The organism is Amycolatopsis sp. WAC 01375 (genome assembly GCF_003947325.1).
GTDB lineage: Bacteria > Actinomycetota > Actinomycetes > Mycobacteriales > Pseudonocardiaceae > Amycolatopsis.
Genome location: NZ_QHHW01000047.1, coordinates 88,299 through 103,509, shown reverse-complemented (window position 1 = coordinate 103,509; position 15,211 = coordinate 88,299). Strand labels below are relative to the sequence as shown.

At 68.8% G+C, this 15,211-nt stretch carries 18 protein-coding genes; 5 read left to right on the top strand and 13 right to left on the bottom strand.

The window, feature by feature from the left end:
• Nucleotides 1–31 precede the first annotated feature (31 nt).
• From secF to ruvC, 6 genes are all read right to left on the bottom strand, one after another.
• The gene (gene secF / locus DL991_RS32135; protein WP_233599120.1) at nucleotides 32–1,177 is read right to left on the bottom strand and encodes a protein translocase subunit SecF; all 1,146 of its coding nucleotides are present in this window, start codon (nucleotides 1,175–1,177) and stop codon (nucleotides 32–34) included.
• 56 nt (nucleotides 1,178–1,233) lie between these two features.
• Complete coding sequence (secD, locus tag DL991_RS32130; RefSeq protein ID WP_199746756.1) at nucleotides 1,234–2,931, bottom strand: protein translocase subunit SecD; 1,698 nt, start codon at nucleotides 2,929–2,931, stop codon at nucleotides 1,234–1,236.
• Nucleotides 2,932–3,164: 233 nt separating this feature from the next.
• Nucleotides 3,165–3,572, bottom strand: coding sequence for a preprotein translocase subunit YajC (gene yajC, locus DL991_RS32125; protein WP_125788101.1), 408 nt, complete (start codon nucleotides 3,570–3,572; stop codon nucleotides 3,165–3,167).
• Nucleotides 3,573–3,718: 146 nt separating this feature from the next.
• Nucleotides 3,719–4,795 (bottom strand): Holliday junction branch migration DNA helicase RuvB, encoded by a 1,077-nt coding sequence (ruvB, locus tag DL991_RS32120; RefSeq protein WP_125788100.1) that lies wholly within the window; start codon nucleotides 4,793–4,795, stop codon nucleotides 3,719–3,721.
• Nucleotides 4,796–4,804: 9 nt separating this feature from the next.
• The gene (gene ruvA / locus DL991_RS32115; protein ID WP_125788099.1) at nucleotides 4,805–5,404 is read right to left on the bottom strand and encodes a Holliday junction branch migration protein RuvA; all 600 of its coding nucleotides are present in this window, start codon (nucleotides 5,402–5,404) and stop codon (nucleotides 4,805–4,807) included.
• Complete coding sequence (ruvC, locus tag DL991_RS32110) at nucleotides 5,401–6,000, bottom strand: crossover junction endodeoxyribonuclease RuvC (protein WP_125788098.1); 600 nt, start codon at nucleotides 5,998–6,000, stop codon at nucleotides 5,401–5,403. The genes ruvA and ruvC overlap by 4 nt, the downstream gene beginning before the upstream one ends.
• Before the next feature lie 76 nt (nucleotides 6,001–6,076).
• Between ruvC and DL991_RS32105 the strand changes: the two genes are divergently transcribed.
• The gene (locus DL991_RS32105) at nucleotides 6,077–6,523 is read left to right on the top strand and encodes a cupin domain-containing protein (protein WP_125788097.1); all 447 of its coding nucleotides are present in this window, start codon (nucleotides 6,077–6,079) and stop codon (nucleotides 6,521–6,523) included.
• A 72-nt stretch (nucleotides 6,524–6,595) separates the two neighbouring features.
• On the opposite strand, the gene DL991_RS32100 is transcribed toward DL991_RS32105, so the two are convergent.
• From DL991_RS32100 to DL991_RS32080, 5 genes are all read right to left on the bottom strand, one after another.
• Nucleotides 6,596–7,126 carry a DUF4262 domain-containing protein gene (locus DL991_RS32100; protein WP_125788096.1) on the bottom strand — a complete coding sequence of 177 codons (531 nt, stop codon included), beginning with the start codon at nucleotides 7,124–7,126 and terminating at the stop codon, nucleotides 6,596–6,598.
• Nucleotides 7,127–7,192: 66 nt separating this feature from the next.
• Nucleotides 7,193–7,942 (bottom strand): YebC/PmpR family DNA-binding transcriptional regulator, encoded by a 750-nt coding sequence (locus DL991_RS32095; protein ID WP_125788095.1) that lies wholly within the window; start codon nucleotides 7,940–7,942, stop codon nucleotides 7,193–7,195.
• A 50-nt stretch (nucleotides 7,943–7,992) separates the two neighbouring features.
• Nucleotides 7,993–8,622, bottom strand: coding sequence for a pyridoxal 5'-phosphate synthase glutaminase subunit PdxT (gene pdxT / locus DL991_RS32090; protein ID WP_125788094.1), 630 nt, complete (start codon nucleotides 8,620–8,622; stop codon nucleotides 7,993–7,995).
• A 218-nt stretch (nucleotides 8,623–8,840) separates the two neighbouring features.
• Entirely contained in the window at nucleotides 8,841–9,161 is a 321-nt protein-coding gene (locus DL991_RS32085) for an AzlD domain-containing protein (RefSeq protein ID WP_125788093.1), read from the bottom strand.
• Nucleotides 9,161–9,874, bottom strand: a complete 714-nt coding sequence (locus DL991_RS32080; RefSeq protein ID WP_148106374.1) for an AzlC family ABC transporter permease — start codon at nucleotides 9,872–9,874, stop codon at nucleotides 9,161–9,163. The genes DL991_RS32085 and DL991_RS32080 overlap by 1 nt, the downstream gene beginning before the upstream one ends.
• 68 nt (nucleotides 9,875–9,942) lie before the next feature.
• Between DL991_RS32080 and DL991_RS32075 the strand changes: the two genes are divergently transcribed.
• On the top strand, nucleotides 9,943–10,509 hold the full coding sequence (locus DL991_RS32075; RefSeq protein WP_125788092.1) for a helix-turn-helix domain-containing protein: 567 nt from the start codon (nucleotides 9,943–9,945) through the stop codon (nucleotides 10,507–10,509).
• Here the strand turns inward: DL991_RS32075 and DL991_RS32070 are convergent, their stop codons facing one another.
• Complete coding sequence (locus tag DL991_RS32070; RefSeq protein ID WP_125788091.1) at nucleotides 10,510–11,886, bottom strand: APC family permease; 1,377 nt, start codon at nucleotides 11,884–11,886, stop codon at nucleotides 10,510–10,512.
• 142 nt (nucleotides 11,887–12,028) lie between these two features.
• On the opposite strand from DL991_RS32070, the gene DL991_RS32065 reads away from it, so the two are divergent.
• Both DL991_RS32065 and DL991_RS32060 read left to right on the top strand, forming a co-directional pair.
• On the top strand, nucleotides 12,029–12,640 hold the full coding sequence (locus DL991_RS32065) for a TetR/AcrR family transcriptional regulator (protein ID WP_125788090.1): 612 nt from the start codon (nucleotides 12,029–12,031) through the stop codon (nucleotides 12,638–12,640).
• Nucleotides 12,637–13,704: a P1 family peptidase gene (locus DL991_RS32060; protein WP_125788089.1), complete on the top strand. Its 1,068-nt coding sequence runs from the start codon at nucleotides 12,637–12,639 to the stop codon at nucleotides 13,702–13,704. The genes DL991_RS32065 and DL991_RS32060 overlap by 4 nt, the downstream gene beginning before the upstream one ends.
• A gap of 104 nt (nucleotides 13,705–13,808) precedes the next feature.
• On the opposite strand, the gene DL991_RS32055 is transcribed toward DL991_RS32060, so the two are convergent.
• A complete protein-coding gene (locus DL991_RS32055) occupies nucleotides 13,809–14,225 on the bottom strand; it encodes a hypothetical protein (protein ID WP_125788088.1) in 417 nt (138 codons plus the stop codon).
• A 148-nt stretch (nucleotides 14,226–14,373) separates the two neighbouring features.
• On the opposite strand from DL991_RS32055, the gene DL991_RS32050 reads away from it, so the two are divergent.
• Nucleotides 14,374–15,210, top strand: coding sequence for a TrmB family transcriptional regulator (locus tag DL991_RS32050; RefSeq protein WP_125788087.1), 837 nt, complete (start codon nucleotides 14,374–14,376; stop codon nucleotides 15,208–15,210).
• The last annotated feature ends 1 nt before the right edge of the window (nucleotide 15,211 follow it).

Here is a 15,211-nt window from a genome sequence, read left to right as displayed (position 1 = left end):
GAAAGGCCCCTTCATAGCGCTTGAAAGCCGGTTACTTCTTACGCTTGCCCGACGGGCGGCCCTTGTGGGCCTTCTGGTTCCGGGCGGGGACGCTCGCCGCGGCGGCGTACGCCTTCTCCTTGCGGAGTTCGGCGGCCAAGGCGTCCTCGTCGGCCGGGTCGAAGTCGTCGTCGCGCTCCGCGGCGGCCTTGCGGGCCTGGTTCGCGCGTCGCGAGGCGACCCGATCGGCCTGCTGCCGGTACTTCGGGTCACGCATCTTGAAGTCGACCAGGAGCGGGGTCGCCAGCGCGACCGACGACAGCACGCCGACCACGGTGCCGGTGAGCTGCACCAGCGCGAGCTCCTGCAGGGTGCCGGAACCGAGCAGGAGGTAGCCGATCACGAGCAGACCGAGGATCGGCAGCGCCGCGATCAACGAGGTGTTGAACGAACGCATCAGCGTCTGGTTCAACGCCAGGTTCGCCGCTTCCCCGTAGGTCCGACGGGTCAGGCCGAGCAGGCCACGCGTGTTTTCGCGGACCTTGTCGAACACCACCACCGTGTCGTACAGCGAGAACCCGAGGATCGTCAGCAGACCGATCACCGTCGCCGGCGTGACCTCGAAACCGATCAGCGAGTACACACCCGCCGTCACCACGATGTCGTTCAGCAGGGTGACCAGCGCCGCGGCCGCCATCCGGGGGTCGAAGTACAACGCCAGGAACAGCGTCACCGCCAGCAGGAAGACCCCGAGCGCGATCAGCGCCTGCCGGGAGATCTCCCCGCCCCATGACGCGCTGACCGCGCTGTCACTGATCGCCTGGACGCTGGGCTGGCCGGAGGTCCCGATCGGGCCCAGTTCCTGGAACAGGGCCTGCTTCACCTTGGCGACTTCGGCCGCGTCCAAGGTGTCCGAACGGAGCTGGATGGTCGACGAAACGCCGCTGCCGACCTTCTGCGCCTCGTCGGCGGGCTTGCCCAGCGAGGAGGCGAAGACCTCCTTGGCCCGCTCTTCGGTGATCTGCCCGCTCTTGCCGTTGGCGGGCAGCTGGATCTGGGTGCCGCCTTCGAAGTCGATGCCGAAGTTGAAGCCCTTGATCCCCATCGACGCGATGCACACCAACACCAGCGCGCCGAAGAAGAGGTACCAGCGCTTGCGGACGCCGACGACGTTGAACACGCCGCTGCCCACATACATCCGGTGGAAGACGCTCTCGCGTTTGTTCTCGGTGGTGTTCTTCTCGTCGACCACGGTCACGCCTCCTTGACGTTCGGGCGACCGGTGGCGGGACGGGCCGCCTTGCGCTCCGAGCCCAGCTGCTGCACGGCGCCGAGGCCGAGGTTCTTGGGGTTGGACAGGAACTTCGACTTCGACCGGGAGATCATCGCGACCAGCGGATGCGTCACGAGGTAGACCACGACGAGGTCGAGCACCGTCGACATGCCGAGAGTGAACGCGAAGCCCTTCACGTCACCGACGGCCAGCAGGTAGAGGACCGCCGCGGCGAGGAAGCTGACCGCGTCCGCCGCGAGAATCGTGCGCTGGGCCCGGGACCAGCCGCGCGGAACCGCGGATCGGAAGGTTCTGCCTTCGCGGATCTCGTCCTTCAATCGTTCGAAGTAGATGACGAACGAGTCCGCGGTGATACCGATCGCGATGATCAGGCCCGCCACGCCCGCGAGGTCGAGGGTGTACCCGATCCACCGCCCCAGCAGCACCAGGACCCCGTACACGATCGCGAACGACAAGCCGAGCGACAGAATCGTCAGCAGGCCGAGCAGCCGGTAATAGAACATGCAGTAGATGAACACGGCCAGCAGGCCGATACCGCCGGCGATGAGGCCCGCCTGCAGCGACGCGAGACCCAGCGTCGCGGACACCGTCGTCGCGTCCGAGGACTCGAACGACAGCGGCAGCGAACCGTACTTCAGCACATCCGCCAGGTCCTTCGCCTCGGTCTGGCTGAACCGGCCGGTGATCTGCGTCTGACCGCCGAGGATCGCGGACTGGATGGTCGGCGCGGAGACGACCTGCGTGTCGAGGACGAACGCCGCCTGCTTCTGGGTGTTCTTCGAGGTGAAGTCGCCCCAGATCTGGGAACCCTCGCTCTTGAAGTTCAGGTTGACGACCCACTGGGAGTTCTGGGTGTCGTAGGCCGAGGAGGCGTCGGAGATCTGCGTTCCGGGAAGGAACTCCGGCTCCAGCAGGTACTTCATCGAGTTCTTGTCACCGCAGGCGACCAGCGGCCTGTCGGTGAGGTCGTTGCCGACCAGCGGGTCCGACACCTTGGGGTCGCAGTTGAGCGCCGCGAAGGCCTTCTCGGCGGCCGCGGCCTGCTTCGCCTGGTCCGTCGACAGCAGATCGGGGTTCTGCCGGAGGTTCCGGGCTTCCTCGATCTCCCTCTTGGTCTTCTCGTCCGCGTTCTCGTCCGGCTGCTGCTGCGGCGCGCCGACCGCGCCACCGCCACCGTTGGCCGGGCTGCTCGGCGGAGCGCTTACGCCCGGAGACGTGGGCGGCGCTGAAGACGGCGTGCCCGAAGCGGGCGGGGTCGACGGCTGCGGAACCGGGGTCACCGGCTGCGACGTCACGACCTTCCGGAAGCCCAGCTTCGCGGTCTTGCCAAGGGCCTTGGCCTGGTCGCCCTGCTCGCCGGGGACGGTGATCACGACGTTGCTGCCGTCGAGGACGACCTCGGTGCCGCTGACGCCGATACCGTTGACCCGGCGCTCGATGATCGAGCGGGCCTGTTCGAGGGACTCTCGCGGAGGGTCGCCGCCGTCGGGATTGCGGGCGGTCAGCGTAACCCTCGTGCCGCCTTGCAGATCGATGCCGAGCTTCGGCGTCGGCTTGCCGCTACCGGTGAAGAACACCAGGGCGTACAGCGCCACCAGGATCAGGGCGAAGAAGGCGAGATAGCGTCCCGGGCGGAGATGCCCGGCCGGTGCGGCCACTGTGCTTCGGTCTCCTCGAACGGACTGGGTGTTCCCCAATGGACTTGGCTGTTCACACACCGGACGGGAGCCCGGTGGTACCGCGAACCTGCCTCGCTGACGATGCCCGGTGAACGGGCACGACTATGACGACGGACACGCACGCAGCACCGAGACACTACTCGGTGCTGCGTGAGCCCGGCGTTGGCCCCGCACCTACGAAAGTCTGGTGTCGGGGATGGCCTTACAGCCCGCTACTTCTTGCCGTGCTCCAGCGGAGGAGCGATCTGCGCGCCCGACTTCTCCTCGACGCGCTCGTCGTCCTTCGACTCGACGGCCGGCTCCTCGACGACGGCCTCGTCGTCGATCGTGTCAGCGTCGTCTACGTCGGTCTCGACGACCGGCTCGACCTTCTCGCGGACGGCCTGACGCAGCCAGGTGGTCACGACACCGGGAGCGATCTCGAGGTCGATCGTGGTGTCGGCGGAAGCGTCGGCGACAGACGCGTAGAGACCGGAGGTGGTCATCACCCGGTCACCGGGAGCCAGGCTCGAGAGCAGCTCCTGCTGCGCTGCCGCCGCCTTCTTCTGCTTACGGGTGCCCATGACGAGCGGAATCGCCACAACGAGCATCAGGAGCAGCGGCAGCAATAACTGGTTCATGATTCTCCATTTCGAGCGGACGCCGCGCGGTGCGCTTGTTTTGTCCGATTTGGCGGGGTGTGCTCTCTCCGAGTGTGCCAGGTGCCAGCGGAAACTCCACCACCACCCGTCGTCACCGCGGGCCTCGGGCCGCGTGAACGGTCCGGTCAGTCCTGGTCGAACAGGCTCGGTCCGCCCTGCTCGCCACGAGTGGCACCGGCCGGGGCCGGCAGGCCGAGGTGCTCCCAGGCGGCCGCTGTGGCGACCCGGCCGCGAGGAGTGCGGGCGAGCATACCGGCGCGGACCAGGTAAGGCTCACACACCTCTTCGACGGTGGTCGGTTCTTCCCCCACCGCGACGGCCAGCGTGGACACGCCGACCGGACCGCCGCCGAAGGAACGCACCAGCGCGGTCAGCACAGCGCGGTCGAGTCTGTCGAGGCCGAGTTCGTCGACGTCGTAGACCTCCAGCGCGGCACGCGCGATCTTGCGCGTGACCTTGCCGTCGGCCCGGACCTCGGCGTAGTCGCGCACCCGGCGCAGGAGCCGGTTGGCGATCCGGGGTGTGCCCCGGGACCGGCGGGCGATCTCCTCGCAGCCGTCCCGGTCGATGTCGATGTCGAGGATCGTGGCGGCGCGGCGGGCGACGAGCTCCAGTTCGCTGTCGCTGTAGAACTCCATCTGCCCGGTGAAACCGAACCGGTCACGCAGCGGGCCGGTCAGCGAACCGGACCGCGTCGTGGCCCCGACCAGGGTGAACGGCGCGATCTCCAACGGGATGCTGGTGGCGCCGGGCCCCTTGCCGACGACCACGTCGACGCGGAAGTCCTCCATCGCGAGGTACAGCATTTCCTCGGCGGGCCGGGCGATACGGTGGATCTCGTCGATGAAAAGGACGTCACCGGGCGCCAGGTTGGACAGCATCGCGGCCAGGTCGCCAGCGCGTTCCAGCGCCGGTCCGGAGGTGATCCGGATGGCGGCGTTGAGTTCGGCGGCGACGATCATCGCCATACTCGTCTTGCCCAGCCCCGGCGGACCGGAGAGCAGGACGTGATCCGGCGGGACACCCCGGCGGCGCGCGCTTTCCAGGACCAGTTCGAGCTGTTCGCGCACCCGCGGCTGGCCGACGAACTCGTCCAGTTTGCGGGGGCGCAGCGTGGTCTCGACCTCGCGTTCGCCGGTCTGCGGCAGCGCCGAGAGCGTCTCGTCGTCGGCGTCGAAATCCGTCACGGCTTCATAGTCCATGTGGCTCTGTTACCGCTTCCGCCCGAGGCCCGCCAAAGCGGCACGCAACACGGAAGCCGTCGTGTGGCCTTCGCCTTCGCCGAGCACCTTGTCGACGGCAAGTTCGGCCTGCTTGGCCGGGAAGCCGAGGCCCGCAAGCGCTTCGACGACCTCCCCCCGCAGCGCGCCGGGTGCCACCACCACCGGTGTGCCGTCGGTCGGGCCGGCCAGCGCGGTGACCTTGTCGCGCAGTTCGAGGGTGAGCCGCTCGGCGCCTTTGCGGCCGATGCCGGGCACCTGGGTGAGCACGGTGATGTTGCCTTCGACCAGCGCGGAGCGCAGTTTGTCGGGATCGAGGACGGCCAGCGTCGCCAGCGCGAGGCGCGGCCCGATCCCGGAGACCGTCTGCAGGAGGCCGAACAGCTCGCGGGCGTCGGCGTCGGCGAAACCGAACAGCGTCAAGGAATCCTCGCGGACCACGAGCGCGGTGTGCAGCATCGCCTCCTCACCGCGGCGAAGCGTCGCGAGAGTGGCGGGCGTGGCCTGCACGGCGAAGCCCACTCCCCCGACCTCGATCACGACGTGGTCGAGACCGATTGAGAGGATTTCACCGCGTACCGAGGAGATCATCGAGCCGCTCCCTGCGTTTTGGCTTCGTCTTTTTTGGCGCGCTGTGCTGCGGCCGCGAGCCGGGCCTTGTGGTTCTTGGCGATCTCGGCGGCCCTGGCCTCGGCTTCGGCGAGCCGGACCCGCATCGGTTCGCGCCACAGATGGCAGATGGCGAGCGCGAGCGCGTCCGCGGCGTCCGCCGGATGCGGTTTGACCTCGAGGCCGAGCAGCCGCATGACCATACCGGTGACCTGCGCCTTGTCGGCGCGGCCGGAGCCCGTGACGGCGGCCTTGACCTCACTCGGGGTGTGGAACACGACCGGCAGCCCCCGCTTGGCCGCGGCGAGCGCGACGACGCCGCCCGCCTGCGCGGTGCCCATCGCGGTGCGCACGTTGTGCTGCGCGAAAACGCGTTCCACCGCGATGGCGTCGGGCTTGTAGCGATCCATCCACCGCTCGGCGGCGTCGGAGATCCCCAGCAGGCGCACGCCGAGATCGGCGTCCGGCGGGGTCCGCACGACCTCGACGGCCACAGCGCGGACGGTGCGGCCCGTGCCGCCGTCGACCACTCCGAGCCCGCACCTGGTCAGACCGGGGTCGACCCCGAGTACCCGCACGCGTTTCCTCCGCACTTCCGGCGAACATCCGTTCGAGCCTGAGGCTACCCGGGATCCCTCCGGGCAAGATGAGGACATGCCGAGCCTCGACGAGTTCACCGTTCATCTGGGTCTGGAACCGCTGCCCGTCGAGGGCGGCCGCTGGGCGCAGAGCTGGCGCGACGAGACCGCTTCGGCGATCTACTACCTGCTGGCTCCGCCGGAAACGTCTGCGCCGCACCGCCTTGACCGGCTGGAGATCTACGCCCACCACGCCGGCGCGCCGGTGCGGATGCTGCTGCTGCACCCGGACGGGCGGATCTCGCGGCCGGTGCTGGGGCCGGACGTCGCGGCCGGTCAGCGGCCGCAAGTGGCGGTGCCCGCCGGAGTCTGGCAGGCGTCGGTCAGTACCGGTGAGTGGAGCTTGGTGGGGACGGTGGTGGTGCCGCCTTATACGGACGACTGCGTGGAGTTCCGGGCCGCCACCGCTTTGGCGGCGGAGTGGCCCGAGGCGGCCGCCGACCTGACGCCCTGGCTGGAGTGAGCCGGGTTGGTCGTGAGTGGCGATTCGGGTTAGAACCCGAATCGCCACTCACGACCACCTGGACCACGAACCTCAGGGACCGTCGACGCCCGGCGTCCAACTCTCCGGGTCACCGGATTCGGTCAGCACGGGCTGGTACCGCGCGAAACCCTCGGGCGCGTCCGGATGCCACGGGAAGTGCCCGTCCGGCGTTGCGACGATCATTTGCAGCGCCGGGAAGTCCCCGTCCGGGTAGATCAGGAACGCGCTCCCGAAGTACTCGGGATAGTGCCCCTTCGCGACCCGTTCGAAGACCACCGGCGCGCCCTCGAAGAAATCGTCGTAGCGCCTGCCGACCTCGAAGATCTCACCGGCGGCCGCACGGTCGACGTAGGCGTCGAGCAGGACCGGCCCCATGTGCTCGGGCAGTCCGATCACGACCGCTTCCGCGACGTTGTGCAACGCCCAGGCGCACGCGGTGAAGCAGAAGGCCGCTTCCTCCTCGTCACCCTCGACCGCGATGACCGCGTTCCCTCTAGCCTCCGCCTGCGACTCGATCCACTGGAGGAGTTCGGCTTCTTCGGCGGTGAGGGCGTCGGCTTCAGAGGTCGTCACGCGCGACATTGTGCCCCACGCGAGCGCTCGCACCTAGTCCCGGGACCGATTTCCGCGGTACGGCTGGAAAAACGATCAGCCGACCTCTGCCATGACCTCATCCGACACATCGAAGTTCGCGTAGACGTTCTGCACGTCGTCGCAATCCTCGAGCGCGTCGATGAGCTTGAAGACCTTCTTCGCGCCTTCGACGTCCAGCGGGACGCTGACCGACGGCAGGAACGTGAGATCCGCGGACTCGTACTCGAAACCGGCTTCCTGCAAGGCTTTCCGGACCGGGACGAGGTCCGTCGCCTCGGAGACGATCTCGAAGTTCTCGTCGAGGTCGTTGACCTCCTCGGCGCCCGCGTCGAGCACGGCCATGAGGACGTCGTCCTCGGCGGCGTCGCCCTTGGGCATGATCACGACGCCCTTGCGGTTGAACATGTAGGAGACCGAACCCGGGTCGGCGAGCGAGCCGTTGTTCCGGGTGAGCGCGGTCCTGACCTCCATGGCGGCACGGTTCTTGTTGTCGGTGAGGCATTCGATCAGCACGGCGACACCGTTCGGGCCGTAGCCTTCGTAGGTGATGGTCTGCCAGTCGGCGCCACCCGCTTCTTCACCGGCACCACGCTTGCGCGCGCGCTCGATGTTGTCCTGCGGGACCGAGTTCTTCTTGGCCTTCTGGATGGCGTCGTAGAGCGTCGGGTTGCCATCCGGGTCGCCACCGCCGGTCCGTCCAGCCACCTCGATGTTCTTGATCAACCGGGCGAAGAGCTTGCCGCGCTTCGCATCCAGGTTGGCCTTCTTGTGTTTCGTGGTGGCCCACTTGGAGTGGCCGCTCATCTCTCCTCCATCTACTCCTGTGCCCGCCGCTGAGCACAGTGTCGGTTTTGCTAAGCCTGCCGCACGAGGTCGACGAACAGCCTGTGCACGCGTTCGTCCCCGGTGAGTTCGGGGTGGAACGACGTGGCGAGTACCGCCCCCTGCCGGACCGCGACGATCCTAGCGGCCGCGTCGTCCGAGCCCGGCATTTCGGGGACACTGGCGAGTACCTCGACTCCGTCGCCCGCCTTTTCGACCCACGGGGCGCGGATGAACACAGCGTGCACCGGTCCGCCTTCGACGCCGGTGAAGTCGAGGTCGGCTTCGAAGGAGTCCACCTGCCGCCCGAACGCGTTACGCCGGACGACGACGTCGAGTCCGCCGAGTTGCCGCTGGTCAGGCCGTCCGTCGAGGGCCTGGCGGGCGAGCAGGATCATGCCGGCGCAGGAGCCGAACGCCGGCATGCCGTCCGCGATGCGCTCGCGCAGCGGCTCCAGCAGTTCGAAGGTCTCCAGCAGCCTCGACATGGTGGTCGATTCGCCACCCGGCAGCACCAGACCGTCCACTTCGGACAGTTCGCTCGCGCGGCGGACCGGCAGCGCCCGCGCGCCGGCGCGTTCCACCATCGCGGCGTGCTCACGCACGTCGCCCTGCAGTGCGAGCACGCCGACCACCGGCCGTGCCCCCGTCGCGATCGCCACCCGACCTCCCGAAAGACCTTCCCCCCAGCTTAGGCCGTGTCCGGTGAGGCTGTTCGATGGGCTTCGTGATCCAGGTGGTTCCTGACGGCGCGGGCGGATCGGTCTCGTACCGGGTCGTACTCGGCCGCATCCGCCCGTGCCGTCAGGGAGCGCCTGGGCGCGGAGACCGCGAACAGCCTCACCGGACACGGCCTTGGGCGCCCCGGGGAACGGCCAGGTCAGGGGACCCCGGCCAGCCGCAGCAGGGCGGCGGTCGCGGCGGCCGCCACGACGACCAGCGCGAACGGCGCCTTGCGCCAGGCGAGCACGCCGCCGACCAGGACCCCGGCGGGCCGGGCGTATCCGGCGAACTCGTGGCCTTCGGTGAGCGCGGCGACCGCGACCAGCGCGGCCAGCAGGACGACGGCCGAACGCGCCATCAGTTTCTCGACCTTGGGCGACACGGTGAACCGCGCCTTCAGCACCGGCCCGGCGAACCGGAAGGCGAAGGTCCCGGCGGCGAGCACGCCGCCGGCGATGATCAGGTCCAGCGGGTCCATCAGTGCACTCCCTCGGGTTCGCGTTCGGCGGGTTCCTTCGCGGCCACTCCGGCCAGCACGCCGACCAGCGCGAGCAGCACCGGCAGGCCGGCGGGCAGGAACGGCGTCGTGGCCAGCGCGACGGCCACCCCGAGGAACACCGGCAGCCGGGTGGCACGATCGCGCAACGACGGCAGGACCAGCGCGAGCAGGACCGCCGGGAAGGCCGCGTCGAGGCCGAAGGCGTCGGTGTCACTGATCGCGGTGCCGGCGTACGCCCCGGCGAGGACACCGACGTTCCAGCACACGAACAGCCCGATCCCGCACACCCAGTACGCCGCCCGGCGCCGCTCTTCGTCGCGCTGGGCCAGCGCGAACGCGACCGATTCGTCGATCATCAGGTGGCTGCCGACGATCCTCGACGACCACCGCTTGCCGAGGACGTCTCCGATCGCGAAGCCGAACGGCAGATGCCGCGCGTTGGCGAGCAGACCCGCCGCGACGGCCGCCACCGGGCTGCCGCCGGCAGCGATGATGCCGACGAACATGAACTGCGAGGCGCCCGCGAAGACCAGTACCGAAAGCAGCATCGGCGCCCAGATCGGGAAGCCGGAGCCCACCGCGATCGCACCGTAGGAGATGCCGACAATGGTGTCGGCGAGGCAGACCAGCCCGATGTCACGGAGAAGATCGCGCCCCAGGACACGAGTGGTTGTTCGCCATATCGAACGCATAGCGTCATACAATGAACGAACGCAGCCGTGTTCGTCAAGGCGAACGCAACGACCGATGGAGCGAACGCATGTCCCCGACCGCTTCCGACGGCGCCCCACTGGACGTCATCGCCACGTCCCTGCGCCGGGAGCGCGCCCGCACCGGGCTGTCCCTCACCGAGGTCGCCAAACGCGCCGGCATCGCCAAGTCCACGCTCTCCCAGCTGGAGTCCGGGGCCGGGAATCCGAGCGTCGAGACGATCTGGGCGTTGTGCGTCGCGCTCGACGTCCCGTTCTCCCGGGTGGTCGAGCCCGAACGCCCCCGCGTGCAGGTCATCCGCTCGGGCAGCGGACCGACCGTGTTCGCCGAACACGCCGACTACGCGTGCACGTTGCTCAGCTCGTGCCCGCCCGGGGCCCGGCGCGACGTCTACCTGATTCGCGCCGAGCCAGGGAAGCCGCGGCTTTCGGATCCGCATATGAGCGGCATCGTCGAGCACATGATCCTCAGCGCCGGGCGGGCTAGGGTCGGGCCGCAGGACGATCCGGTCGAACTGCTGCCCGGCGACTACATCTGCTACCCCGGCGACATCCCGCACATCTTCGAGGCGCTCGAACCGGGCACGTACGGCGTCGAGATCGCCGAGTACACCTGATCAAGCAGGCTCGTCGGCCTTCTCTTCGGTGACGTCGGCGAGCTTCCAGCCGCCCTTCCTACGCAGCACGAAGACGTAGTACACGATCGAAAGCAGGGCGACGCAGGCCGTGACGATCAGGCTCGGCCGTCCCACCGCCGGGTCGAGCAGGTTCTGGTAGACGACGAACACCAGCACGGCCAGCGCCAGCACCGGCGCGACCGGGAACCACGGCATCCGGTACTTGGCGTGCGCGGTGGCTCCGGTGCGCCTTCCGACGATCGCGCCGAGGCAGAGCGCCGCGTAAACCGCCACGATCGACGTACTCGTCACCACCAGCAGCAGTTTCGGGTCGACGAAGCAGAGCAGCGCGGCGACCAGTCCGGTGCCGACGGTGGCCACCCAGGGCGTCCCGAACTTCGGGTGCACCGCGGCCAGCGCCCGGTTGACCGGCGACGGCCACGCCCGGTCGCGGCCGCTGCTGAACAGCATCCGCGAGCTGATCAGCACGATGGCCAGCACCGCGTTGATGATCGCGAGCGCGACGGCCAGGCCGAGGACGGTGTCGAGCGTTCCCCCACCGCGCGAGTCGATGAAGTAGGACAGCATGTTCTCCGAGGCGAACAGCGCGTTCAGGTCGGGCGCGCCGAGCAGGACGGCGGTCACCGGGATCAGTTCGGCGACCACCGTGATGCCGAGGGCGAGCAGGATCGCGCGGGCGATCCCGCGGGAGGCGTCCTGCGTCTCCTCGCCGAAGTACACCGCCGAGCCGTAGCCGTTGTAGGCGAAGATCGCGACCGACGTGGCGATCGCGATCGCGCCGACCGTCGCCGGGCTCCCGTCGGAAGCGACCGGATGCGCCAGCAGTTCGGTGAACGACCGTGCCGGGTTGAACAGCCCGAGCGCGCTGACCACGATCAGCGCGAGGATCTCGATCGCCAGGAAGATCCCGGTGACCCAGGCGTTGAGCTTGATGTCGAAGATCCCGACGACGGCCGCGACCACGCAGGTCACGGCGGCGATCACCGGACCGGGCACGCCGGGCATGAGCACGCCGAGATAGGTGCCGACACCGAGCGCGATCACCGCGACGATGAGCACCTGCGTGATGATCATCAGGCCGAGTACGACGAAGCCCGGCAGCCTGCCGAGCGTGCGGGTGACGATCGCGTACTCGCCGCCCGCCAGCGGGAACGCCGACGCGAGTTCCGCGTAGACGAAGGCCATGAACACCCCGACGACCGCAGCGGCCACGAAGCTGTAGAAGGCGCCTGTCCCGGCCCCGGAGATCACCCCCGGCGCGATGATGAAGACCGACGAAGCGGGGCTGATCGCGGAGAGTGTGATGAGCAGCGTGCCGAGAGTGCGCAGACCGCGGCGCAGGGCGGGAGTGGACACGGCCGACCTCCTACAAGGTGGGTTCCTTGAATCTCCTTCGAAGAACTGTTGAGCACGCATCAAAGGCCCTCGTCCGTGTGACGTCAAGAGCTGATCGAGCTCGACCCTTGCGTTTTTCGAACAAGATTCGAAGAATGAACGCATGGCGAGACCGAGCAAGGCGACGGAGCGACGTGCCGAACTGATCGAGGTGGCCGGACGGGCCGTCCTCGAACGCGGCGTGCTGAACCTGCGGCTGAGGGACGTCGCGGAGGGCGCGGGCCTGTCGTCGGGTTCGGTCCTGTACTACTTCCCCACCCTCGCCGACCTGCTCCAAGAGGTGCAGCGGGAGGCGGTGGCGCGGTTCTGTTCCGCGCGGGAACTGGCCGCGGGCACGAAGGCGACCCCGTCCGGGCGCCTGCTGGCGATGATCCGCAGCGGACTGCCCACCGGCCCCGACGACGAACTCTGCGTACTGCTCTACGAACTCGGCACGATCGCCCGCCGCGATCCCGTGTACGCCGCCAGGCACATCACGCTCTACGAACAGCAGGTCCGGATCTACACCGGCATCCTCGAAGCGGGCGCCGCCACCGGCGAGTTCGCCCTGACCGCGGACGCGGTGTCGATCGCACGGAACCTGGTCGCACTGGAGGACGGCTACGGCCTGCACCTCACCCAGGCCGTGCCGACGCTGGAAACCGCGACCGCCGAAGCGATGTTGCTCTCCTACGCCCGCACAGCCACCTCGAACCCCTTGGAGGACCGTCCATGACCCGCGCCCGTGACCTGGGTGTCCCGCTCCCCGGCCGGACCGGTGAGCACAACGCGCTCACCGACGTCCCCGGCGTCGAGATCGGCTTCACGACGCTCGTCGAGGGCGAGTCCGTGCGGACCGGCGTCACCGCCGTCCTCCCGCGCGGACGCGAGAACTTCGCCGTGCCGTGCGCGGCCGGGACGTACGCGCTCAACGGCAACGGTGAGATGACCGGTACCGCGTGGCTGGCCGAGACCGGGTCGCTGACCCTGCCGGTGCTGATCACCTCCACGCACGCCGTCGGCGCCTGCCACCGCGGCGTGATCGACTGGGTGGTGCGGGAACGGCCCGACGTCGCCGCCGAATGGCTGCTGCCGGTGGTCGCCGAAACCTGGGACGGCTACCTGAACGACAGCACCGCCCCGACGATCCACAGTGGACACGCCGTCGCGGCGATCGACGGCGCGCAGGCGGGTCCGGTCGCCGAAGGATCCGTCGGCGGCGGCACCGGGATGACCTGTTACGGCTTCAAGGGCGGCACCGGAACGGCCTCCCGCCGCGTGTCCTATGGGGACGACGAGTACACCGTGGGCGCGTTGGTGCAGGCCAACTTCGGCTCACGGCGCGAGCTCACCGTCGCGGGTGAACACGTCGGAGCGGAACTCGGCGCCGACAACCCGATGGAGGAGGACTGGGCGGCACCGTCCGGCGCGGGATCGGTGATCGTGATCGTGGGTACCGACGCTCCCCTGCTGCCCGGTCAGTGCACCTCGCTCGCCCGCCGCGTCCCGCTCGGCCTTGCCCGCACCGGCACCACCGGCTCGCACTTCTCCGGTGACCTCTTCCTCGCGTTCAGCACGGCGAACCCGGGGGCGCTCACCAGCCGGTTCCCGCGAACGGAGCAGGCCGAATACGAAAGCCTGCGGTTCGTCCCGTGGGGCAGGCTCGACCCGTTCTTCGAGGCCGTGGTGCAGGCGACCGAAGAGGCGGTGCTCAACGCTCTGTTCGCGAACGATGAGATGACCGGCCATCGCGGTCACCGGGTACCCGCGTTGCCGACGGCGCGCTGGCGTGGGGTGTAGTCAGGCGGGTCGGCCCTGGGGGTCGTGAGTGGCGATTCGTGTTCTAACCCGAATCGCCACTCACGACCCCTCGCGCCTGACCGATAGACCTGCCGGTGGCCGGGTCAGAGCCAGTCCGCCTCGATACCGCGGGCACGCAGCGTCTGGAGTGCTTCCTCGTTGCCCGTGTACAGCAGTGTCATCGACTTCAGGTGGGGAAAGTGCCGCAGGTCGGCGAACTCGTCGACGTCGAACAGCGCGTCCTCGCCGTCCCAGTTCGGCGCGATCTCGAGGTAGATCTCGTTGCCGCCGTCCATCTCGATCTCGGTGATCTTCTCCGCGAGCTCGACGGGGACCTCGAGCGCCTCGAAGTAGGCCAGTGCCTCAGGTACCGCTTCGACGCTCCCACCGTCGTAGGTGAAGCCCTGCTCGGCGGCGTACTCCCGCAGGGTGAACTTCGGCAGAAGGTCCTGGTTGTACATCAGCTCTTGGACGACCGCGAGCTTGAAGTTACGGTCGGTGAACTGGATCGACTGGCTCATACCCGAAGCCTATAAGCGCCGGCGCGCCGCTCGATGGCCGAGCCTCAGCAAGACCGTCGTTAGCACAGGCAGAACCTCCTCGCGCGCGAGGTGGCACCACGGGACGCCGGATTGACAGGGTCACCCGACCGGCGCAATTCTGCTCCCCGTGAAGAAGAACATGACCCCGACCGCGGCGCAGATGAAGGTGCTCGGCCTCACCGAGTGGGAATCCCGCGCCTATCTCGCCTTGCTGGAGGAGTCACCTTCCTCCGGTTACGGCGTCGCGAAACGGTCTGGGGTGCCCAGAGCGAAGGTGTACGAGGTGCTCGACTCCTTGGAGCACAAGGGCGCCGTGCACGTCACCCACGGCGAGCCCAGGCAGTACGGCCCGGTACCGCCGAAGGAGCTCATCGACCGGGCACGCGAGGAGATGCTTGCCGGTCTGGACCTCGCCGAGGCCGCGATGAACGACTACGCCGAGCAGCAGGACACCAACGCGGTGATCTGGGACATCCAAGGGCGTGAGGAGATCGTCGCCCGCGCCCGCCAGCTCGTGCAGGGCGCCGCTCACAAGATCCTCCTGGAGATCTGGGCCCCTGACGCCGGGGAGCTGCGGCGTGAGCTGAAGGCCGCGGTCGGCCGCGGTGTGGAGGTCACCGCGGTCGCCTACGGTGACCCCGAGTACCCCTTCGCGAGGGTGTACCCGCACCCGCTCACCGACGAGGTCACCAAGGGCCTCGGCGGACGTTGGCTTGTGGTCAGCGTCGACAACCGGGAGGTCATCGCAGGCAACGTGTCCAGTGCCGGGCTCAGCAGGGCGGCCTGGACCACCCACCCCGGTCTGGTGGTCCCGGTCACCGAGCTGATCCGCCACGACCTCTACAAGCTGGAAGTGCTCGCGTCGCACGGCGACGTGCTGGAGGCCGCCTATGGTCCGGGGCTCAGCGTGCTCCGGGAGAAGTTCGGCGCGGGCGAGCAACGCCCGGAGGGACCCGGCGAATAGC

What these genes read in the sequence shown, in the direction of transcription:
- DL991_RS32105 (WP_125788097.1), top strand. Translation starts at nt 6,077, where the DNA reads ATGCCGAGCCTCGACGAGTTCACCGTTCATCTGGGTCTGGAACCGCTG.
- ruvA (WP_125788099.1), bottom strand. Translation starts at nt 5,404, where the DNA reads ATGATCTCCTCGGTACGCGGTGAAATCCTCTCAATCGGTCTCGACCAC.
- secF (WP_233599120.1), bottom strand. Translation starts at nt 1,177, where the DNA reads ATGTATGTGGGCAGCGGCGTGTTCAACGTCGTCGGCGTCCGCAAGCGC.
- DL991_RS32065 (WP_125788090.1), top strand. Translation starts at nt 12,029, where the DNA reads ATGGCGAGACCGAGCAAGGCGACGGAGCGACGTGCCGAACTGATCGAG.
- DL991_RS32100 (WP_125788096.1), bottom strand. Translation starts at nt 7,126, where the DNA reads ATGTCGCGCGTGACGACCTCTGAAGCCGACGCCCTCACCGCCGAAGAA.
- yajC (WP_125788101.1), bottom strand. Translation starts at nt 3,572, where the DNA reads ATGAACCAGTTATTGCTGCCGCTGCTCCTGATGCTCGTTGTGGCGATT.
- ruvB (WP_125788100.1), bottom strand. Translation starts at nt 4,795, where the DNA reads ATGGACTATGAAGCCGTGACGGATTTCGACGCCGACGACGAGACGCTC.
- DL991_RS32095 (WP_125788095.1), bottom strand. Translation starts at nt 7,942, where the DNA reads ATGAGCGGCCACTCCAAGTGGGCCACCACGAAACACAAGAAGGCCAAC.
- DL991_RS32055 (WP_125788088.1), bottom strand. Translation starts at nt 14,225, where the DNA reads ATGAGCCAGTCGATCCAGTTCACCGACCGTAACTTCAAGCTCGCGGTC.
- DL991_RS32060 (WP_125788089.1), top strand. Translation starts at nt 12,637, where the DNA reads ATGACCCGCGCCCGTGACCTGGGTGTCCCGCTCCCCGGCCGGACCGGT.
- DL991_RS32085 (WP_125788093.1), bottom strand. Translation starts at nt 9,161, where the DNA reads ATGGACCCGCTGGACCTGATCATCGCCGGCGGCGTGCTCGCCGCCGGG.
- DL991_RS32075 (WP_125788092.1), top strand. Translation starts at nt 9,943, where the DNA reads ATGTCCCCGACCGCTTCCGACGGCGCCCCACTGGACGTCATCGCCACG.
- DL991_RS32080 (WP_148106374.1), bottom strand. Translation starts at nt 9,874, where the DNA reads ATGCGTTCGATATGGCGAACAACCACTCGTGTCCTGGGGCGCGATCTT.